The sequence below is a fragment of the Variovorax sp. HJSM1_2 genome (assembly GCF_049316285.1).
Classification (GTDB): Bacteria; Pseudomonadota; Gammaproteobacteria; order Burkholderiales; family Burkholderiaceae_C; genus Rhodoferax_B.
Genome location: NZ_JBMOXA010000007.1, coordinates 159,455 through 179,296, shown reverse-complemented (window position 1 = coordinate 179,296; position 19,842 = coordinate 159,455). Strand labels below are relative to the sequence as shown.

Sequence of the window (19,842 nt, the reverse complement as noted above, 5' to 3'; positions counted from 1 at the left end):
AATCACTGTTTGTTTATATTTGTAACAACAACGAGCAGAGGGGCAAAAACAAAATGTCGATGGCGAATTTGAAGGTGAGCACCCGATTGGGTGTGGGGTTTGGCGGGATGTTTCTTCTGTTGGCATTGGCCATTGCACTGGCAATGCAAAACCTCGGCGGAGACGGTGTGCCCGGTGCATCCACCGTTAGGGCCGAGCTTTGGACCCTGGGCACGCTGGGTTTGCTCTACGCCGTGGGCTGTGTCTACGGCTTGGTGCGCAGCATTGTGGTGCCGCTGGACGAAGCCATTCTGATCGCCGAGACCGTGGCCGCCGGCGACCTGAGCCAGGACTTCGTGACCGAGCGTGGTGGTGAATTCGGCCGCCTGCTGGCCGCGCTGGGCAACATGGAAGACACCTTGACCGAAGTTGTAGGACGCATCAAGGAGTCCACCGATTCGATCACCGTGGCCTCGCGCGACATTGCCGACGGCAACAGCAATCTCTCGCAACGCACCGAAGAGCAAGCCGGCGCCCTGGAGCAAACCGCATCGAGCATGGAGCAACTCACGGCCACGGTGAAGCAGACCGCCGAGCGCGCACGCTCGGCCAGCGGCTTGGCGGTGAACGCCTCGGGCATTGCCGAGCGCGGCGGCGCGGTGGTGGGTGACGTGGTGTTGACCATGAACGCCATCAGCGCCAGTTCCAAACGCATTGTCGACATCATCGAAGTGATTGAAGGCATTGCCTTTCAGACCAACATCCTGGCGCTGAACGCGGCGGTGGAAGCCGCGCGCGCGGGTGAGCAGGGCCGCGGTTTTGCCGTGGTGGCCAGCGAAGTGCGCAGCCTGGCGCAGCGCAGCGCCGAAGCCGCTAAAGAAATCAAGAGCTTGATTGGCGACTCGGTAGACCAGGTGCAGAACGGCTCCACCCTGGTGGCCCAGGCCGGGGCCACCATGCAGGAAATTGTGCAGTCGGTGCAGAGTGTGACGGTGATGCTGGGTGAGATCTCTGAAGCCACCGCGCAGCAGAGCAGCGGCATCGACCACGTGAACCACGCCGTGGTGCAAATGGAGTCGGGCACGCAGCAAAACGCGTCCCTGGTGCAGCAGGCGGCGACGGCGGCCCAGGCGCTTTCGGTGCAAGCCAACCAATTGCAAACGGTGGTGGACGAGTTCAAGCTCGACTAGTTTGCGGCTGGGGTGCCCCTGCTGGCCAGCGGGTCAAGTCGCCGGTGCGCGGTTGAAAGATGAGAATTGCTATCATTTAAGGCTGCACAGGGGGCGCCTCCCCGTGCTTCATCTGCTTCATCGTTTGACAGGAATCTTTCTCGTATGAACACCCGCACCGAACGCGACACCTTTGGCCCCATCGAAGTCCCGAGCAAGCAACTCTGGGGCGCCCAGACCCAGCGTTCGCTGCAGAACTTCGATATCTCCGGCGAGCAACAACCGCGCGAAATCATCCACGCGCTGGCCCTGGTGAAACGTGCTTCGGCCGTGGTCAACCAGTCCCTGGGCCTGCAGGATGCGAAGAAGACCGAGGCCATCGTGGCCGCGGCCGATGAAGTGATTGCCGGCAAACACCCCAGCGAGTTTCCGCTGGTGGTGTGGCAAACCGGCTCGGGCACACAAACCAATATGAACGTCAACGAGGTGTTGGCCAACCGTGCGAGCGAGATCCTGGGCGGCGAGCGTGGCGAAGGCCGCCTCGTGCACCCTAACGACGACGTCAACCGCAGCCAGTCGAGCAACGACGTGTTCCCCACCGCCATGCACGTGGCGGCCGTACAAGCGCTGCAGCACAAGCTGCTGCCGGCCATCGCCAAGCTGCGCGCCACGCTGGCGCAAAAGGCCAAGGATTTTGACGGCATCGTGAAGATAGGCCGCACCCATTTGCAGGACGCCACGCCGCTCACCCTGGGCCAGGAATTCTCGGGCTACGTGGCGCAGCTGGACCATGGCGAGCGCCACGTGCGCGCCGCATTGCCACACCTGTGCGAACTGGCTTTGGGCGGCACCGCCGTCGGCACCGGCTTGAACGCGCCCAAGGGTTATGCGGAACAGGCCGCTGCAGAATTGGCGCGCCTGACCGGCTTGCCATTCGTCACCGCACCCAACAAGTTTGAAGCCCTGGCCTCGTGTGATGGACTGGTGCACGCCCATGGCGCCTTGAAGACCCTGGCCGCCAGCATGATGAAGATTGCCAATGATGTGCGCTGGCTAGCCAGCGGCCCGCGCAGCGGCATAGGCGAATTGAGCATTCCGGAAAACGAACCCGGCTCCAGCATCATGCCGGGCAAGGTCAACCCCACACAGAGCGAGGCCGTCACCATGCTGGCCGCACAGGTGTTTGGCAACGACGTGGCGATCAACTTTGGCGGTGCCTCGGGCAACTTTGAGCTCAATGTGTTCCGCCCCATGGTGGCGCACAACTTCCTGCAGAGTGTGCGTTTGCTGGCGGACGGCATGGTCAGCTTTAACGACCAGTGCGCCGTGGGCATAGAGCCCAACCTGGCGCGTATCACCGAACTCGTCGACCGCTCGCTGATGTTGGTGACCGCGCTCAACACCCACATCGGCTACGACAAGGCCGCCTACATCGCCAAGAAGGCACACAAGGAAGGCACCAGCCTGCGCGAAGCGGCCGTGGCCTCAGGCCATGTGACCGGTGAACAGTTTGACCAATGGGTGGTGCCGGGCAACATGGTCGGCCGCTGAATGCGACCGTGAACTGACAAGGGCCCTCAGTCGGGGCTCTCGTCAAATGCAAAGCCCACGCTATAGACCGAACGAATCCATTCATGCTCGGTGCCGCTGCCTTGGTTGCTGGCTGCCTTGAGTTTCTTGCGCAGGTTTTTGATGTGGCTGTCGATGGCGCGTTCATTCACGTCTAGTGTGTCGTCGTAGGCCAGGTCCAGCAGTTGCGCGCGTGAGAAGATGCGGCCGCTTTGTCGGGCCATGGCTTGCAGCAAGCGAAACTCGCGTGGTGTCAGCAGCACCGGCACGCCGTGTAATGTGGCCTGCCAATGGGCGGCATCGAGTACCAGCGCCGAAGTTTTTGCCGGCGCCGCGTTGACGCCGCTGCGCCGCAGAACCGACTTCACCCGTGCCACCACTTCGCGTGGTGAAAACGGCTTGCAGATGTAGTCGTCTGCGCCCAGCTCCAGGCCAATCAGGCGATCCATTTCTTCCACACGCGCCGTCAGCATGATGATGGGGCTGCTGGTGTGGCGGCGTGCCTGGCGCAGCACCTCCAACCCGTCCAGACCGGGCAGCATCACATCCAGCAAGGTCAGGCTGGGTTGCTGCGCGGCGGGGGTGTTGGTCAAGCGCGCCAAGGCGCTGCGGCCATCGGCCAGGTGTTCGGTGGTGTAGCCGGCGTGCTGCAGGTAATCGATGACCACGCTGGCGATGTCCAGCTCGTCTTCGACCAGCAGAATGTGTGCGCTCATGCGGGGTTCTCCAGCAAGGGCAGGGTGAGGGTGATGCGCAGGCCGCCGTGGGGTGAGGCTTGTGCGTTGATCTGCCCGCCGTGGGCTTGCACGATGGCGCGGCATATCGCCAGGCCCAGGCCGGAGCCACCAAGGTCGCCCGTGGCGCGTGTGCGCGAGGCTTCTGCGCGGTAGAGGCGCTCGAACAGATGCGGTAACTCTTGCGGCGTGACGCCGGGTGCAGTGTCGTCAAACTGCAAGACCAGTTGCGCCGAGCTGCTGGTGCTCTGCACTCGCTCGACCCGTGCGCTGATGCTGATGCGGCCACCGGCATCGGTGTAGCGCACGCTGTTTTCCAGCAGGTTCAGGAACACACGGTGCAGTTGCTGGGCATCACCCAGCACCAGGGGCGGGGGCGCTTGTGCGGTAAGGGTGTCGAGCCCCGTCATGCCCACGGCCAGGTGTTGTTGGTCAAAACGTGGCTGCATCGACGCCATGGCCTCGGTGAGCAGCGCCAAGGGGTGCAGCGGTACACGTGCCGATGGCGCAGCGCCAGCATCGGCATCCAGGCTGGCGCGCAGGTCGCCCACCAGTTGAATCAAACGCATCACCTGGCGGTGCAGGCGCAGCGCGGTTTTGTCGTCGAAGCTGCGTACACCGTCCTGCACGGCTTCGATTTCCGCGCGCATGGCCGCCAAGGGGGTGCGCAGTTCGTGGGCCACGTCGCCTATCCATTGGCGGCGCGAGCTTTCCATGCCGCTGAGTTGTTCGGCCATGTGGTTGAAGGTTTGTGCCAGGCGCGCGAGTTCGTCGTCGCCCAACACGGGCACACGGGTGTCGAGGCGACCCGTTGCGATGCCACGTGCGCCCGCCACCAGGGTGTCTATCGGTGCCAGCCAGCGGCGCGCCAGCCACCACGACAGCAACAGCGCCAACAACAAGCCCGCCACGCCTGTCCACACCACAAAGCCGAGTTGTTGGTTGAGGAAGGCGCGGTCGGCTTCCGAGGCCAGATCGGCAGGCGGCGCCAGCATCAGTTGGCCTATGGCTTCTCCGCCAGGGCCGCGCAGTGGCAAGCGGGCAGCCCCTGCTGCGTTGGCGGCACTGGCCGTGCCGGCGACGGTTTGGCCAGCGGCATCCACCAGCACGAGGCGCTGCGACTGGGCGTAACCGGGAGGTGGCGGTGGATGCTCGCCCGGTGAGGCCAGGCGTGGGCCGCCGCCGGGGGGCGGGCCAAAGTCGGGCGGCGGCGGACGCGTGTCAAAACGGCCACGGCCCTGATCGTCGCGGCCGGGCTCGCGCCGACCTTCGGCGGTGCGCTCATCGTCATGCGGTGGCGGCATGTCATCGGGATGCAGCATGTCGCGCCAACGCTCAGGCTGGCTGCGCAAGTTTTGCCAGCCGCCTTGTTCGGCGTACAGCCGCTGCAGCCGCGCCGCGAGCCAGTCCATACGTGCCAGTTCGATTTCTGCGGCGTAAGGCCCCAGGCCGCGCTGCAGGCCCAGGCGTGAAAAGCCGCTGAAGATCAGCAGCAGCGCCAGCAGCAAGGCGGCCAGGGCGATGAAGGCTTTGCTTTGCAGCGTCAGGCGGGGCATGAACGAATGGAACAAAGGACGGGTTAGCGTTGCGGCGGGCCCCCGGCAGGTGTGGCGGCCAAGGTTCCATTGATTTTGCGGCAAATGCCGCTGAGTTTTTTGCCGTCTGGCATGGCCAACGTGACCGTTGTACCTTCGTTTTGGCCCTTGCATGCTGCATACGCCTCAGGTGGCGGTGCCGGTGGCTGGCCTTGTGGCGGCGTTTGCGCACAGGCGGGGGCAACGCCCAGCGTGACGAGGCACAGGGCCATGGCCAGGGTGGCGAAGAAGCTGGTGTGTTGTTTCATGGGGTGTCGTGCCATCTGCTCAGGCCGCGATGGAGATGGTGATGTTGGCCGTATAACCACCGTTGCCGTCGCTCTGCAGCGTGAGCATCTCCAGGTCGGTGCCATCGCTGAACACGTTGTCGCTGGCGAAGCTGATGTTGGCGAGGTTTCGGACGCTGGCGCTGTAGCCAGCGTTGGCGTTATAGATGGCGCTCAAGGTCGCCGTGGGAAACGCCAGCTGCGTGGTTTTCACCTTGCGGCTGGCGCTGGTGGCCACACTCGCGCTGGGGTACACCTCGATATGGATGTGGGGCATGCGGCCGGCGTAGCAGCCCGGCACGATGGTGGTGAAGCTCACCGTGCCGTTGGCATTGGTGGCCTGCACACCGCGCAGGTAGTTCGAGGCAATGCTGTTTTCGGTGTAGACCGAATAGTTGCCGGCCTGCGAGCAGTGCCATACGTAGATGGCATAACCCTCCAAAGCGGCACAACTGGCCTGGGTGTTGGTCAGTGTGATGGTGAGGGTGAGCGCCACGCCGGCCACCGGGGTCAAAGCGCCGATGTTGCTGCGGATGTCGGAGCGTACGATGCCGCTCAGGGCCAGCACGTTGTAGGTGGCGTTGCTGGCGCTGGACCCGTCCGCAGGGTAGGGGCCGGCGGTTTCTTCGGGCACCACCGAGCAGGTGCTACTGGTGGTTGAGGTGGTGCTGGCGGTTGACGTGGTCGTTGTGGTGCTGGTCGTGCTGCTTGAGCTGGTGCTGCTGGACGCGTCGCCGCTGTCACCGCCGCCGCCGCCACAGCCCGCCAGCAATGTGGCAATGCCAAGTGAGCCCAGCGAGTTCAGCGCCAATCGGCGGGCCAGGTCTGGAGCGGGCTCGTTCTGATTGTCTTCGAGCTTGTTCGTGGATGTCTGGGCTGTGGCTTGACGCATATGGCTCTCCTTCGTTGCGGATGCCGTACTGTGCAAACCAATTGAGGAGAAATCTGGTGCTTCCGTTTTTTTAAAAAGTGCTTTCCACCGTCACCGGTTTCAGCGGCAATCGCGCCGTGTTGATGGCTTGCAGATCGTCTGTACTGAGCTTGAGGTCAGCGGCAGCCAGGTTTTCATCCAGATGACCTACGCGGCGGGTGCTGGGCAAGGGCACGATCCACGGCTTTTGCGCCAGCAACCAGGCCAGGGCCAATTGCGCCAGGCTGGCGTGTTGGCGCTGTGCAATGGCGGCCAGCTTGGTCGTCGCTTCAGAATGCGTGGCTGTCAGAGCGCCGTGGCCCAGCGGGCTGTGTGCGATGAGGCCAATGCCCAGCGCTTCGCAGGTTTGCAGGGTGCCATCGTGTTCCACGGAGCGGCTCCACATGGAGTAGCCCGTTTGCAATACGCTCACAGGCTGCACCATGTGGGCGCGTTGCAGGGTGGCTGCGTCTACCTCGCGCAAGCCCAAGTGTTTCACCTTGCCTTGGGCGATCAGGTCTTTTACCGCACCGGCCACGTCTTCCACGGGCACGCCCAGGTCCAGGCGCAGAGGGGAGAACAGGTCGATGGCGTCCACCTTCATGCGCTTGAGTGTGTTTTCCGCCATCTGCCGGATGTGTTCTGGCCGATGGTAGGGGCCGAAGGTGCTGGACACTGCGACACGCTGGCGCAAGGTGGGAAGTACCTCGCTCAGCAGTTCTGCCTGCGCTTCGGAGGCCTCCAAAAGCGTCACGCCAAAATCGCATGCGGCCTGCAATAGGTAATGCTGCTCCTGGCGGCTGAGTTTGGGCTTGGTGTCGGCAGTGACCCAGCCGCTGCTTGCGAAGCCAATGGCCGAGACTTCCAGCCCGCCGTGGAGTCCACCATGGCCAAGTGTGCGTCGTTTCATGAAGTCGCTCCTGGTGCGGCTGAGAGATGAACGGCTGTGCAAATGAACACACAGCCCCCTAGGCTTGCCGCCAAACGCGGCGCCTTGTTGATCGGTATGACGTGCTGCAGTGGCGCGCAGAGGCTTTAGCGAGCCGCCTGCCGCCTGGCTGGGTGCTGTATGTTCAGGCGGCGGTGCGCCCCAACTGCTCTTCGCGCAACCGCTTCACATCGCGAGCGGGCGGCGAGCCGAAGAAGCGGCTGTATTCGCGGTTGAACTGTGACTGGCTTTCATAACCCACGCGGTGGCCAGCCGTGGCCGCGTCCAGGTGTTCACTGATCATGATGCGCCGCGACTCCTGCAGGCGCAGTTGTTTCTGAAACTGCAGAGGCGTCATGGCGGTGACGAGCTTGAAGTGATGGTGCAGCGACGACACACTCATATGCACTTCATTCGCCAGCGCTTCGATACACACCGGCAGTTGGTAACGCTGCGACAGCAGGTTGATCGCTTGCGCAATGCGCTGGCTGTGGCTGTCGACCATGGCCATCTGCACCAGCCGTCCGCCGTCTGGCGACTTCAGCAAGCGGTACAGAATTTCGCGGGTGATGAGTGGTGCCAAGGCCGCCACGTCTTCGGGTGTGTCGAGCAGCTTGACCAGGCGCAGCACCGGATCGAGCAAGGTCGCCGATAACGCCCCGGTGAACAGTCCACGCTGTTCATCGTCACGGCGCGCAGGTGTGTCACCCAGCTTTAAATCCAGGGCCAGCGCTGCAATTTCCTTGACGTCAAAGGTCAGTCGCAAGCCCAGGTAGGGCGCCTCGGGCGAGGCGTCAAACACCTGTGCCGAAACCGGCAGGTTTTGCGCGGCGACCAGGTAGTGGCTGCTGTCGTAGATGTAGACCTCGTCGGCCAGCAAAACCCGCTTGCTTCCCTGCGCCAGGATACAAAACGAGGGTTCGTAGATGGTGTGTACCGGGGGCAGCCCTACCTGCGACACCCGTGCCAACATGAGGCGTGGCACGGCGGTGTCGAGCACACCGTCGGTGCCGGTGAACCGGTCGATCAGCGCGGCCAGTTCGGCACGCATCACGGTGGTTTGCAGTTGCGCAGCGGAAGGGCCGTCACGCAGGGATGAAGGGGCAGATGTCAGCATGGCGCCAAGCTTAAACATCTGGGCCGCGCTTGTCTGTACTTGTGCTGCAAACCCGGAGGATCGGGCAAACACGGCCAAGAATTCAGCAAGCCAGGTGGCGTTTTGGGCGCGGCAGACACCAAAAAGGCCCGCGAACGGGCCTTGTGGCGGGCGGGGCAAAGTGTCTACTGTGCCGCGGCCTGCGCTTGTTTCACCCAGCCATCAAACGTGGCTTGGTGGGCCTTGATCCAGCCGTCCACATGGCGCTCGATCGCGGCCTGTGTGTTCTCGCCACCGCGCATGCGCAGGTTTTGCGCGTTGATGTCGGTCACGGGCAGTTTCATCAACTCGAACAGTTTGCCGGCGGCGGGGTTCTTCTCGACAAACGCGCGGTTGGCCACGATGCGTTGTACGTTGAGGGTGAAACCGTAGTCGCGGCCATCAGCAGTCTTGGTGCTGAGCTGGCCCTGTGCGCCGGGCAGGGCAGAGTGTGGCACCTGCAGGAACACCACGTCTTTGCCGGGCACCAGAACGCCGCTCACCCAGTAGGGCGTCCAGGTGTAGTACAGCACCGGCTTGCCCTGTTTGTAACGCGCAATGGTGTCGGCGATCAGGGCCGAGTAGCTGCCCTGGTTGTGTGTCACCGTGTTGCGCAGCTTGTAGGCGTCGAGCTGGTGCTCTATCACCAACTCACAGCCCCAGCCCGGGTTGCAACCCGTGAGGTCGGCTTTGCCGTCGTTGTTGGTGTCGAACAGCTTGGCGAGCTTAGGGTCGGCCAGTTGGCCTATGTTGGTGATGTGGTACTGGTCGGCGGTTTTCTTGTCTATCAGATAACCTTGCAGCGAGTGTGTGACATAGGTGCTGTTGCGCCAGAGCTTGGCGTCGCCACCGGCGTTTTTGTAGAAATCAGCGTGCAACGGGTCCCAATGCGCGGCAGCAAAAGTGCCATCACCATTGGCCAGCGAAAGGTGGCCCGTGGCGTATTCAATTTCCTGTGTTGGCTTGACGCTGTAGCCGAGTTTTTCCAGCGCACGGCTGACCAGTATGGTTTGAAAACTCTCTTCGGCGATAGAGCTTTTGATCGGTTGCACGCTGACACCTTTGCCAGGCAGGTCGTTGGCCATGGCGGCGCTGCCCATGCTGCCGATTGCAAGCAGACCAGCAGCGACACAGCGCGAGATGGATGTAGAGATGTTCTGGGTCATGCGGCAATCCTTTGCAGAGTTTTCGAGGCAGCGGGAGCAGTAGTTGTGGCTTCGTTTGAAGTGGGAGCGCGGCTAGATGGGGTGGAAGGGAGCGGCACCAGGCGCATCACCAAGCCCACAGGCCCACGCTGCCACCAGTGGCGCGAGCCACGTTGCGCCTGGCCCATGGCCTGGGTGATGCGGTCCAGCGTGATGGCCAGCAGCACAATGCCCAGGCCACCCACGGTGGCCAGGCCCATGTCGAGCCGGCCAATGCCGCGCAACACCATCTGGCCCAGGCCACCCACGGCAATCATGGAGGCGATGACCACCATGGACAGCGACAACATCAGCGCCTGGTTGATGCCGGCCATGATGGACGGCATGGCCAGCGGCAGTTGCACCTTCACCAGCATTTGCCAGGGCGAAGCACCATAGGCGCGTGCGGCCTCCACCAAATCGGGCCGCACCTGGCGAATGCCCAGGTTGGTCAAGCGCACCAGCGGTGGCAGTGCGAAGACGATGGTGACGATGACACCCGGCACATTGCCAATGCCAAACAACATCACCACCGGCACCAGGTAAACAAAGGCCGGTGTGGTCTGCATGGCATCGAGCAGCGGGCGCATGGCGCGTTGGGCACGGTCGCTGCTGGCCAGCGCAATGCCCAGCGGAATGCCAATGGCCAAACAGAAGGCCAGCGAGGTCAGTACCAGCGACAGGGTCACCATGGCTTCGGGCCAGATGCCCAGCATGGCCACCAGCAGCAGCGACACCAGCGCACCCAGGCCGACCAGGCGGCCGGCAAACTGCCAGGCCAGCAGGCTCAGCAGGCCCACCATGGCCAGCGTGGGCACGCTTTGCAGCATGCCTTCCACGCCGGTGAGCAGGCCGTCGATGGGGCCGCGCAGGGTTTGGAAGAAGGGGCGGAAGTGGTCGACCAGGTAGGTCAGGCCATCGTTGATCCAGCGCTCGGCCGGCAGGCTGCCGTCCCAGAGCTGGCTCAGATGGAAGTGCGTGGCGCTGGGGTCTACACCCGTGGCTGCATCTGTGCCAGTGGGGGCGCCGAGCCAGTCGGTGTTGGCGCCGGTGTCGTTGACGTTAGACCATGGATCGGCCGCAGCGGCAGCGGCGTTCGGGTCCAAGGCTTGGGCCGTTTGCGTTGGATCGGCTGCGGGCGCGCTTTGGCTGATGCTGGCCCACGGATCGGCATCGGGTGTGGATGCGGGGTTTGGCGCCAAGTCTGGCGTGGTGGTCTGGGCGAGGGCGTCGCTTGGGTTGATGGTGTTTGTGACGTCGGTTGCGTTGCTCAAGCGTGGCTCCTTTCAGCGAGTGGGGCAGGGCTTGCCGTGGGTTGGATGGTTTGCGGCGATGTGGACGGTGATGTAGGGGGGACGGGTGGTGTGTCCCGATCCAAAAACATCAGCAGCGTGGTTTTGCTCACCGTGCCACGGAAGCGGCCGCCGGTACTGACCACGGGCACGGGGCAGGGCGCTTGCGCCACTTGGGCAAACAGCTCGGCCACCGGGGCGTCGGCGGCTATTGGCTCCATGCCCTGCAGGTAAGCGTGTTGCAGGCCCAGCATGCCGCTCTGGCCCTCCAGTGCCTGGCGCAGCGACTCGGCCGAGACCGTGCCCAGATACTGCTGCTGTGGCGTGACCACGGTGGCGTATTCACGGTCGTGGGTTTGCAACTGCTGCAACGCGGCGCGGCAACCCCGGTCGCTGCGTTCGGACACCACGGTCATGGACTTGCGCGCGATGTCGCCGGCCTTGAAGACCGAGGCCGCATCCACGCCGCGCACAAAGTTGCGCACGTAGTCGTCGGCCGGGTTGCGCAGGATTTCATCCGGCGTGCCGACTTGAATGACGTGGCCGTCTTTCATGATGGCGATGCGGTCGCCAATGCGCATGGCCTCGTCCAGATCATGCGAGATGAAGACGATGGTGCGGCGTTGGATCTGCTGCAGGCGCAGCAGCTCGCTTTGCATTTCGGTGCGGATGATGGGGTCGAGGGCGGAAAAGGCTTCGTCCATCAACAGAATCGACGGGTCGCTGGCCAAGGCACGCGCCAGGCCCACACGCTGCTGCATGCCACCCGACAATTCATCGGGGTAGCTTGCGCCCCAGCCGCCCAGATCCACCTGCTCCAGCGCCTTGGCGGCCAGGGCCTGGCGCTCGGCGCGGTCCACACCGGCCAGCTCCAGGCCAAAGGCGGTGTTGTCCAGCACGGTCATGTGCGGCATCAAGGCAAACGACTGGAACACCATGCTGATGTCTTTGCGGCGCAGCGCACGCAAGGCGCTGTCGCCCAGGGTGTTGATGTCGGTGCCGTCGACCAGAATACGCCCGGCTGTGGGTTCGATGAGCCGGTTCAGCAAACGTACCAGCGTGGACTTGCCCGAGCCCGACAAACCCATGATGACGAAGATCTCGCCGGCCTTGATGTCAAACGTGGCGTCGAACACGCCTATGGAGTTGCCTGTTTGGGCGAGGATTTCAGACTTGGACAAGCCTTGTTGGACGAGCTTCAGGGCTTGTTCGGGCTGTTCCCCGAAGACCTTGAACACGTGGTCGATGACGATATCTTTTGCCATGCGTTTGGGCTCCTTGAAAAAAGAGTGGACGAAACGCCGCCAAGCTTGACGACTGCGGAAATGGGCAAAGCCCAACACCGGCACACGGTGAAACGCGTACTGATGTTTTGGTTGGTGAACGACGGGATCGCCGAAAGGTCGGCATCTGCGGCAGGGCTTAAACCGACGCGCAGGGGTTCAACGGAGAGAAGAGGTTTGGTGCGGCAGAGGCGCCGCAGTGAAAAGACAACACCTGCCGAAAAAGTGCAACGGCAGGCACGAGGTGTTTTTCAATTAGTTGTTAAAAGCAAAACAATTATATTGTGAATGCTTTGTTAAGTCAACTAGGGGACAGCCTGGCGGCGAGCGGGTCCTCAGGTTTTCGCCTCTGTGGTGGCTGAAAATTTGGATGAAAAGACGGTTCTGGGCTTATTCAGAAAGCGCAAGAAGCTATCTTTTTTGATTTGATTGAAGGCCGTTGGGTCTACAGGGTTTTCTCAATCAAAGGCCCGCTGAACAGCACCGGCCCGGTAGGTCCGCCTTCGCTGGGCACACCACCCTTGGGCTCCAGGCTGATGGCCAGGGCGGGCACGGCCTGCACTTGCGACTCTGCGGCCGTGAGTTTTAACGCGGGGGCATCGCTCATCACGCCCAGCGAGCGCGGCTTGCCGTCGGGCGGCAGGGCCCAGAGTTGCAGCGATTTGTCAGCGCCTTCCTTGAAGTCGCCCAGGCGTTGCAACACCAGTTGTTTGTTCTTGGGGTCGAAGGTGACCAGCACCGAGGGCGCGGCTTTGTCGTTGGCCAGCACAGCTACGTATTGCACGGCGGGGGTGGTGTCGAGTTGCTGCTTCAGGTCCAGGCCAACAACGACGGCCAATACCGTGGCCAAGGCACCCGCCAGGCTGGCGCCGCGCCACAGGGCGAGGTTGGCCAACCAGCCCGCGCGTGGTGATGGCGACGGCGCAGATTTCGGTGTCGCTGTGCGTTGCGCCGCCAGCGCGCGTTGCTCTTTTTCGCCGTCCAGCACGTTCTGGATGCGCAGCCACACGGCCGGGTCCGGCTTGATGGGGCTTTGCAGTTCGGTCATGCTGGCCAGCCGGCCTTGCCAGGCCAGGGCCGCGGCACGCACGGGTGCATGTTCGCGTGCCAGGGTTTCGAAACGGCGGCGTGCGCCGCCGCGCATGGTGCCCACCGCGTGGCTCGCGGCCAGGCGGTCTAGCAGTTGGGGTTTGCCGCTGATGTTCATGGCGCCCCCTTCACGCAGCAGTGCGGTTCATGCATTCGCGCAGCTTGTCGAGGCTGCGGCGTATCCATGATTTGACGGTGCCCAGCGGCAACTTCAGCTGAGTCGACAACTCGCCATGACTCAGGTCGCGCAGATAGGCCAGGCTGACCACTTCGCGCTGCCGTGCTTCCAGCCGGTTCAGGCATTGGTGCAAGGCCCAGGCTTGTTCGCTGGCTTGCGCCATGTCCAAGGGGTTGCCACTCTCGGCGGGCAAGGCATCCGCGCCTAGCTCGTCGTATTCGTCGCTCAGGTGTGTGCGCTCGGCACGGCGCTTGCGCAGAAAGTCGAGTGCCCGGCTGCGCACAATCAAGCCCAGCCAGGCCATGGGCGGACTCAGGCTGGCGCGGTAGTCGCCGGCCGCACGCCACACGGTCAAGAAGCTTTCCTGCAACACGTCCTCCGCCCCATCGCGCTGGCGCACCACACGCATGGCCAGTCCAAACAGCTTGGACGAGGTTTTGTCGTAGAGCTGGCGCAGGGCGGCTTCGTCGTGCTGGCCTATACGATCGATCAGCGCCATGAGTTCGGCGTCGGGGTTCAATGCAGTCATGAGGGCATTGTGAAACAGGTGTTTGCATGTCCGCCATACGCGCAAAACCTGATCGTGGATGCAAAACAACTGCTGGGCCCCAGGGATTCACCCACAGCAGGCCTTTCCCCATCCTTTCTGGGGCGCTGCTCCGGTCAGTCGGAACCCAGCCGTATGCCGCGCTCGGCAAAATAACGTGCCAGGGCTTGCGCGTCGCCCGTGGGTTCGACCATGGCGACGTAGGTGTCGGGGCGCAGCAGATACAGCGCGTCGCGGGCCAGGCCGGCCGCCTGGTGGGCCGGGGTGTAGTCGAAACGGCGCAGCGGCACACCGCAAGCGGCGCAAGCCTGGAGCAGTTCTTCGGTCACCGGCTCGGTCGGGTCGCCGTAGATGTGCACTTGCCAGGTGATGTCACGCAGGCTCTCATAGTTGTCCGTGCCGTGCTCGGCGCCTTTCTCGGGGCCATCATGGGTGGCCACCCAGGGCAGGCGGTCGCCACCATGGACTTGGTCTTCGTCCTGTGTGCCCATGCTCAGCGGACTGTGGCGGTAGTTGATCAAGGTCTGCGACAACACACGAAACATGTATTCGCGCACGGCATCCACACCGTAAGCCAGCGGCGCCAATATGGGCGCGATCTGCGTGCGCACAAAGTTGGCGAAATGGCTTTCGCTGGTGACGAAGCTGAACAGCCGGTCGGTGGTCTCCACCAACTTCAAGGCGAAGGCTTTGCGCTCCACCTCATAACTGTCAAGCAAGGCATCGGGTGCTTGCTGGCGCAGCACGGCGGCGAGTTTCCAGGCCAGGTTGATGGCGTCGCCAATGCCGGTGTTCATGCCCTGGCCGCCCGCCGGGCTGTGCACATGGGCGGCGTCGCCGAGCAAAAACGTGCGGCCCACACGGTAGTGGCGCGTCACGCGGTGGTGCACACGGTAGGTGGAGAACCAGTGCAGCTTCTGCACCTGCAAACCCAAGGCGTCGATGGCGCGGTGGCTCACGTCGTCAAAGCCCAGGCTGTCGGCATCTTCGCGCTCGTCGCGCACGGCGCCAATCAGCCGGGCTTGGGTGGTCTGGCCCGCGCCTTGGCCGTAGGCCAGCAGGGCGACAAAGTCAGCGTCGTCGAGCGCAATGTGGGCCGCGCCGTCGGCCGCCGGGCCGGTGACTTCGACGTCGGCGACGTAAAAAATCTGCGCGTAGGTGCCGCCATCAAATCCCGTGCCCAACTGGTGGCGTATGGGCGATTTGGCTCCGTCGCAGCCGGCCAGAAAACGCGCTTCGCAGCGTTGTTCTTGCCCGTCAGCGCTGCGCAGCGTGGCGACAACGTGCCCGCCCCGGTCTTCAAAGCCGGTGCATTCGGTTTGGTGTTCCACCTGCACACCCATGCTCGCCAGGCGCTCGGTCAGCAAATACTCATGTTGGTCTTGCGGGTAGACCAGCAGAAAGGGGTAGGGTGTGAGGTGCTCGCCTGCCGTGCCAAAGCCGAGCTGGGCCTTCTTCTGGCCTTTGATCCACAGGTTGATGGCGGGGTTTTGGTGGCCCGCGGCCACTACCGCGTCGCTCAGGTCGAGCTGGCGGTAAAGCTCCAGCGTGCGGGCCTGCACCGCCATGGCCCGCGAAGTGCTGCCGGGGCCCGCAGCCTTGTCGACCACACGCACCTGGATGCCTTGCTCAGTGAGCCACAGGGCCAGAACCAAACCGGTGGGGCCTGCGCCCACGATCAAGACTTCGGTGCGTGGCTCAATGTGCGACACGTTCGACATAAGGCCCTTTCACAACAGCAGTTGACGAAAGGCCATCCTACTCGCCCACGCAGAATCGCGTCGGCGCAGGCTGGGCTTACGGGTTCAATGCCGCCGCCACCGCATCGCCCAGGTCTATCACCGACATGGCGTAGTAGCTCGACCAGTTGTAGCGCGTGATGACGTAGAAGTTCTCGGTGCCGGCCACGTAGCTCGCGGGCGCATCGCCGTTCTGCAGTTCGATCAGGGCCAGCGGGCCGTTGTGTTGCAGCGCGGCGCCTTCGAGCACGGCGCCCTTGGCGGTGAAGCTGGCCACGCCGAAGGTGGGCAGGATGTCGGGCGCCATCAGTGCGTTCATGTCCACGCTATCGAGGTTGAAGCGCACCGGGTAGTGGGTGGGCATGCCCGGTTTCCAGCCAAACGACTTGAAGTAGTTGGCCACCGAGCCAATCACATCGGCCGGGCTGTTGAACAGGTCGATCTTGCCATCGCCGTCAAAGTCCACCGCCCATTGCGCCCAGCTGGTGGGCATGAACTGCGGCATGCCCATGGCGCCGGCGTAGCTGCCACGCAGGTCCATGGGGTCTATGCCGGTGCGGTTGGCCAGGCTCAACACTTGTTCGAGTTCGCCCTTGAAGTAGGCCGCGCGTTCCTTGGCGCGCGGGTGTGCGGCGGGGAAGTCGTAGGCCAGGGTGGTCAGGGCGTCCATCACACGAAAGTTGCCCATTTGCTGGCCGTAGACGGTTTCCACGCCAATGATGCCAACGATGATTTGCGCCGGCACGCCGGTCTCGGCCTCGGCGCGCTCCAGCCACTGGCGGTTGGCCTGCCAGAAACGCACACCTGCGCGGATGCGGATCGGGTCTATGAAGCGGCTGCGGTAGACCGCCCAGTTCTTCGCCGTGCCGCGTGGGGCGGGGGTCATCAAACGCACCACAGTGGGCAACATGCGCGCCTGGCCTATGGCTTGGCGTACCCATTCGCGGTCGAGGTCGCGGCGCGCGGCGATGTCGTCGGCCTCGGCCATCACGTCGTCGCGGGTCGAATAGGGAGTGGTTGGCGCAGCTTTCGCGGCTGCGGGTTTTGTTTTTGAGGGCTTTTCGGCTTTTGCGTAAGCGGGGACTGCGCAAGCTGCTATCGCAACCAGAGCAATTTTAAGGAAAGTTTTCATTCAGCCAATTTCGGAAACGTTCGCCTGAGTCTAGCGAGGCTGACGCCGGGTTCCGGCGCATAACGCTGTATTTCCAGTTGCAGCAGCCAGGCCTGGAAGGTGTGTGTCGCAGCGGGCTTGCCGTGCGCTTGCAGCAGGGCCGCCATTTGGCGCGGGCCGGCGTGCGGCGGCACGGCGATGCCGGCTTTGCGCATGTATGCCTGGGCGCGTTGGTGCAGCTGCTGCCAGGGGTCGCGCGTGCGCCGGCCGAGCAGTGTCCAGGCCGCACCGGCCAGGCAAACGCCGGCCAGCAGCAGGCCCAGCGCCTGCAGCAGGTCTTGCCAATCCTCGGCCTCGAAACCAATCGACTTCAGCAAGTCAAGCTGGCGCGTTTGGGTGTAGTTCAGCACCCATTGGTTCCAGCGGTTGTTGACGGCTTCCCAGACGGCGCGCAGTTGGGCCGCGGCCGTGGGGCTTACCGTGCCGAGCGCGGTGCCAAACACGCCCTGGGGTGCGGCCAGGCGCTCCAGTGCCCCGACGCGTCCCGGGGCCACGGTGGCCGTGGGGTCTACACGCACCCAGCCCTGGTCCTCCAGCCAGACCTCGGCCCAGGCGTGGGCGTCGCTTTGGCGTACCGTCCAGTAGCCGTCGAGGTTGTTGACTTGGCCGCCCTGGTAGCCCGTGACCACACGCGCCGGGATGTCGAGTGCGCGCATCAAGATCACGAACGACGACGCAAAGTGTTCGCAGAAGCCGGCCTTGCGGTCGAACCAGAATTCATCGGCCGTGTGTTGGCCGTAGACGCCGGGCTCCAGCGTATAGCTGTAGCCGCCGGTGCGCAGGCGCTGCAGGACGGCCTCCAGCTGTTGCGCGGCGCTGGCTTGTGGTGCCTCGCGGCGCATGTCGGCCGCGAGCTGCAGCGTGCGCGGGTTGAAGCCCGGCGGCAGGGCCAGGTCGGCCAGCAGGCGCGCGCTGCGGCGTAGCTCGGGGCCATGGCGAAACGCGGGGTAGCTGAGCGCGCTGTAACGGGTGAGGTCGGTCAGCGGGCGGCTGGCCAGCCACTGCAGATCGGGTGTCATGGCCACATTGCCGACGGCATCGCCACGCACATTTGGCGCGTTGGGTGTGGCGTCCAGCAACAACAGCCACGGGCGGTTGTTCGGCTCGACGGTGGCCTCATAACGCAGGGGTGTGCCGTTGACCGTCAACGTGGCTTCGCGTGCCGCGCCGGGCCAGGCGTTGGCATAACGTGGGCGCCATTGCCGGCCATCAAACTCGGACAGCACCGGGCCGCGAAAGTACAGCGCATTCTGCGCCGGTGGCGAGTCTGCAAACCGCACCCGCAGCGCAATCGCATCACTCAACACCAGGCTGGCCATATCGCCCACCTGCATGCTGCCTGAGAGACCACTGCGCCCGCTCATGGCATCGCTGGGCATGCCCCACAGCGGCGCCATGCGCGGGAACAGCATGAACAGCGCCAGCATCACCGGTGCCCCCAGCAGCGCCATCCAGCCGGCCATACGCGCCGACTCGGCCAGGGGCGGGCGGCCCACCGGCAGGTGGGCGTTGACCAAGGCCGTGAGCAAGCCCAGCAAGCCGATCAACATGGCCACGGCTGTGAGCAGCGACTGCGAGAAAAAAAAGTTGGTGAGCATCGTGAAGAAGCCCAGGAAGAACACCACAAACGCATCGCGCCGTGCACGCAGCTCCAGCGTTTTCAACACCAGCAGCAGCACCACCAGCGTGACACCCGCATCCCGCCCGACCAGCGTGCGGTGTGTGGCCAGGGTGGCCAGCATCGCCAGGCCCAGCAACGCCAACAGCCACCAGCGGTTGGGCAGCGGGCGCGCATGCCAGGCCAGCCAGCCGCGCCAGGCCAGCAGGCAGCCGGCGCCCAGGCTCACCCACCAGGGCAGGTTGCCGATTTGTGGCAACACCACCCAGGCCACCACCACCAAAAGGAATAAGGTGTCGCGGCTGTCGCGTGGCAAGGCAGCCAGGGTCTGGCGGGCCGATTGCCAAGGGCTTGCGGTACTCGAAGGGGTGATGGGTAAATCGGCCATTGGCGCTGATGGGTTATGCGTGAGCTGCTTCTTTTTTGGTAGTGAACTGGCGGTGTGTGCCGGGTGCCGGCTAGGCCAGCGCCAGTGCTTCCAGACAGCGGCGTTGGTGCAGCGCGCCGGTGTCGGGCTTGAGCTCGCGGCCGGGCAGGCGCAGGCCATAGTCCAGGCCCAGGGCTTCGGCTTGCAGCACCCAGGCACACAGGCGGCTGAGGCGTGCTTCCAGCGTGCCGCCGCCGGTTTGCGCCAAGTCCAGCCATAACGCCTGGGGTTGGCTTTGCGGGCTGTCGCGGCTCACCAGTTCACCCGACTTGGCGGCTTTTTTCCAGACGATGAGTTTGCGCGGATCGCCACGGCGGTAGGCACGCACGCCGTCAAATTCGCTGCTCGCCTGGCTGGGGCTGTGGGCGCTGTGGCCGGGCTGTGGCGTGGCCGGCGGCAGCGGCGGCGCGTGGGTCTCGGGTGCGGGGTAGACCAGCAACTGGGCCGCCGGGCGCCAATAACACCAGACGCGAAAACTGCCCAGCGGAAAACGTGTTTCCGCCGTGAGCGCGGGCACGCGGTGCAGGCCGCGCGTGGTCGGCATAAAGGCCACGTGCACCGTGCTGCTGCCGCGCGCGGGCACATCGGTGAAGGCCCAGTGGCGGGTGTCTTGCAGGCTTAGCGCAATCGCGCGGCGCGCGCGGCGGCGGCTGTTGCTGAGCTGCACCGTGAGCACCGCGCTGCGGCCGGCGAACTGCGCCTCGGGTGCCACCAGTTTCAGGTCCAAGCCGCGCAAGGTGGCGTGCGCCACATGCATGCCCACGGCGGCACAACCGGCGAGCAGAAAGGTCAGCAGGTAACCCAGGTTGAGCTGGTAGTTGATGCTGGCCAGCAGCAACACGGCCAGCGTGGCGGCCAGCACCCAGCCGGGTGTGGTCGGCAGGATGTAGACGTTGCGCTGGGTGAGCTGCAGGGTGTCGGACAGCGGCAGGCGCGCCTGCCACCAACGCTCGAAGCGCCGGCGCAGCGCGGTGCTCAGCGGGGTGAACGGGTTCAGGTGTGCCCAGCGCCGGGAAGTGACAGCCATGC

17 protein-coding genes are annotated in these 19,842 nt (G+C 64.1%); 2 read left to right on the top strand and 15 right to left on the bottom strand.

From position 1 onward, the window contains the following. Positions 1-59: 59 nt before the first annotated feature. Together ACFQ95_RS10255 and fumC are read left to right on the top strand one after the other, a co-directional pair. Positions 60-1,169, top strand: a complete 1,110-nt coding sequence (locus ACFQ95_RS10255) for a methyl-accepting chemotaxis protein (RefSeq protein WP_422830758.1) — start codon at positions 60-62, stop codon at positions 1,167-1,169. A gap of 144 nt (positions 1,170-1,313) precedes the next feature. Further along, positions 1,314-2,699: a class II fumarate hydratase gene (gene fumC, locus ACFQ95_RS10250; protein WP_422830757.1), complete on the top strand. Its 1,386-nt coding sequence runs from the start codon at positions 1,314-1,316 to the stop codon at positions 2,697-2,699. 26 nt (positions 2,700-2,725) lie between these two features. Here the strand turns inward: fumC and ACFQ95_RS10245 are convergent, their stop codons facing one another. The 15 genes from ACFQ95_RS10245 to ACFQ95_RS10175 all read right to left on the bottom strand — a co-directional run bounded on the left by ACFQ95_RS10245 (position 2,726) and on the right by ACFQ95_RS10175 (position 19,840). Further along, the gene (locus ACFQ95_RS10245; RefSeq protein WP_422830756.1) at positions 2,726-3,433 is read right to left on the bottom strand and encodes a response regulator; all 708 of its coding nucleotides are present in this window, start codon (positions 3,431-3,433) and stop codon (positions 2,726-2,728) included. After that, complete coding sequence (locus tag ACFQ95_RS10240) at positions 3,430-5,007, bottom strand: ATP-binding protein (RefSeq protein ID WP_422830755.1); 1,578 nt, start codon at positions 5,005-5,007, stop codon at positions 3,430-3,432. Before ACFQ95_RS10240 ends, ACFQ95_RS10245 begins: the two co-directional genes overlap by 4 nt. Positions 5,008-5,030: 23 nt before the next feature. Further along, complete coding sequence (locus ACFQ95_RS10235; RefSeq protein ID WP_422830754.1) at positions 5,031-5,294, bottom strand: hypothetical protein; 264 nt, start codon at positions 5,292-5,294, stop codon at positions 5,031-5,033. A gap of 19 nt (positions 5,295-5,313) precedes the next feature. Continuing rightward, positions 5,314-6,204, bottom strand: coding sequence for an intradiol ring-cleavage dioxygenase (locus ACFQ95_RS10230; protein WP_422830753.1), 891 nt, complete (start codon positions 6,202-6,204; stop codon positions 5,314-5,316). Positions 6,205-6,274: 70 nt separating this feature from the next. Beyond that, positions 6,275-7,132, bottom strand: a complete 858-nt coding sequence (locus ACFQ95_RS10225) for an aldo/keto reductase (protein ID WP_422830752.1) — start codon at positions 7,130-7,132, stop codon at positions 6,275-6,277. 163 nt (positions 7,133-7,295) lie between these two features. Next, complete coding sequence (locus ACFQ95_RS10220) at positions 7,296-8,267, bottom strand: AraC family transcriptional regulator (RefSeq protein ID WP_422830751.1); 972 nt, start codon at positions 8,265-8,267, stop codon at positions 7,296-7,298. A 164-nt stretch (positions 8,268-8,431) separates the two neighbouring features. Next, positions 8,432-9,451, bottom strand: coding sequence for a glycine betaine/L-proline ABC transporter substrate-binding protein ProX (gene proX, locus ACFQ95_RS10215; protein WP_422830750.1), 1,020 nt, complete (start codon positions 9,449-9,451; stop codon positions 8,432-8,434). Continuing rightward, a complete protein-coding gene (proW, locus tag ACFQ95_RS10210) occupies positions 9,448-10,743 on the bottom strand; it encodes a glycine betaine/L-proline ABC transporter permease ProW (protein ID WP_422830749.1) in 1,296 nt (431 codons plus the stop codon). The genes proX and proW overlap by 4 nt, the downstream gene beginning before the upstream one ends. Next, complete coding sequence (gene proV / locus ACFQ95_RS10205) at positions 10,740-12,026, bottom strand: glycine betaine/L-proline ABC transporter ATP-binding protein ProV (RefSeq protein WP_422830748.1); 1,287 nt, start codon at positions 12,024-12,026, stop codon at positions 10,740-10,742. The genes proW and proV overlap by 4 nt, the downstream gene beginning before the upstream one ends. Before the next feature lie 463 nt (positions 12,027-12,489). Continuing rightward, positions 12,490-13,251, bottom strand: a complete 762-nt coding sequence (locus ACFQ95_RS10200) for an anti-sigma factor (RefSeq protein WP_422830747.1) — start codon at positions 13,249-13,251, stop codon at positions 12,490-12,492. Positions 13,252-13,261: 10 nt separating this feature from the next. After that, a complete protein-coding gene (locus ACFQ95_RS10195; RefSeq protein WP_422830746.1) occupies positions 13,262-13,840 on the bottom strand; it encodes a sigma-70 family RNA polymerase sigma factor in 579 nt (192 codons plus the stop codon). A 134-nt stretch (positions 13,841-13,974) separates the two neighbouring features. Continuing rightward, positions 13,975-15,579 carry an FAD-dependent oxidoreductase gene (locus ACFQ95_RS10190; protein WP_422830745.1) on the bottom strand — a complete coding sequence of 535 codons (1,605 nt, stop codon included), beginning with the start codon at positions 15,577-15,579 and terminating at the stop codon, positions 13,975-13,977. 76 nt (positions 15,580-15,655) lie between these two features. Continuing rightward, positions 15,656-16,729, bottom strand: a complete 1,074-nt coding sequence (gene mltB / locus ACFQ95_RS10185; RefSeq protein WP_422830744.1) for a lytic murein transglycosylase B — start codon at positions 16,727-16,729, stop codon at positions 15,656-15,658. After that, positions 16,726-18,774, bottom strand: coding sequence for a transglutaminaseTgpA domain-containing protein (locus tag ACFQ95_RS10180; protein WP_422830743.1), 2,049 nt, complete (start codon positions 18,772-18,774; stop codon positions 16,726-16,728). Before ACFQ95_RS10180 ends, mltB begins: the two co-directional genes overlap by 4 nt. A gap of 70 nt (positions 18,775-18,844) precedes the next feature. Continuing rightward, positions 18,845-19,840, bottom strand: coding sequence for a DUF58 domain-containing protein (locus tag ACFQ95_RS10175; protein WP_422830742.1), 996 nt, complete (start codon positions 19,838-19,840; stop codon positions 18,845-18,847). Positions 19,841-19,842 lie beyond the last annotated feature (2 nt).

Bases quoted from the DNA above. Each gene is read 5' to 3' on its own strand.
- ACFQ95_RS10255 (WP_422830758.1), top strand. From the start codon at position 60: ATGGCGAATTTGAAGGTGAGCACCCGATTGGGTGTGGGGTTTGGCGGG.
- fumC (WP_422830757.1), top strand. From the start codon at position 1,314: ATGAACACCCGCACCGAACGCGACACCTTTGGCCCCATCGAAGTCCCG.
- ACFQ95_RS10245 (WP_422830756.1), bottom strand. From the start codon at position 3,433: ATGAGCGCACACATTCTGCTGGTCGAAGACGAGCTGGACATCGCCAGC.
- ACFQ95_RS10240 (WP_422830755.1), bottom strand. From the start codon at position 5,007: ATGCCCCGCCTGACGCTGCAAAGCAAAGCCTTCATCGCCCTGGCCGCC.
- ACFQ95_RS10235 (WP_422830754.1), bottom strand. From the start codon at position 5,294: ATGAAACAACACACCAGCTTCTTCGCCACCCTGGCCATGGCCCTGTGC.
- ACFQ95_RS10230 (WP_422830753.1), bottom strand. From the start codon at position 6,204: ATGCGTCAAGCCACAGCCCAGACATCCACGAACAAGCTCGAAGACAAT.
- ACFQ95_RS10225 (WP_422830752.1), bottom strand. From the start codon at position 7,132: ATGAAACGACGCACACTTGGCCATGGTGGACTCCACGGCGGGCTGGAA.
- ACFQ95_RS10220 (WP_422830751.1), bottom strand. From the start codon at position 8,267: ATGCTGACATCTGCCCCTTCATCCCTGCGTGACGGCCCTTCCGCTGCG.
- proX (WP_422830750.1), bottom strand. From the start codon at position 9,451: ATGACCCAGAACATCTCTACATCCATCTCGCGCTGTGTCGCTGCTGGT.
- proV (WP_422830748.1), bottom strand. From the start codon at position 12,026: ATGGCAAAAGATATCGTCATCGACCACGTGTTCAAGGTCTTCGGGGAA.
- ACFQ95_RS10200 (WP_422830747.1), bottom strand. From the start codon at position 13,251: ATGAACATCAGCGGCAAACCCCAACTGCTAGACCGCCTGGCCGCGAGC.
- ACFQ95_RS10195 (WP_422830746.1), bottom strand. From the start codon at position 13,840: ATGACTGCATTGAACCCCGACGCCGAACTCATGGCGCTGATCGATCGT.
- ACFQ95_RS10190 (WP_422830745.1), bottom strand. From the start codon at position 15,579: ATGTCGAACGTGTCGCACATTGAGCCACGCACCGAAGTCTTGATCGTG.
- mltB (WP_422830744.1), bottom strand. From the start codon at position 16,729: ATGAAAACTTTCCTTAAAATTGCTCTGGTTGCGATAGCAGCTTGCGCA.
- ACFQ95_RS10180 (WP_422830743.1), bottom strand. From the start codon at position 18,774: ATGGCCGATTTACCCATCACCCCTTCGAGTACCGCAAGCCCTTGGCAA.
- ACFQ95_RS10175 (WP_422830742.1), bottom strand. From the start codon at position 19,840: ATGGCTGTCACTTCCCGGCGCTGGGCACACCTGAACCCGTTCACCCCG.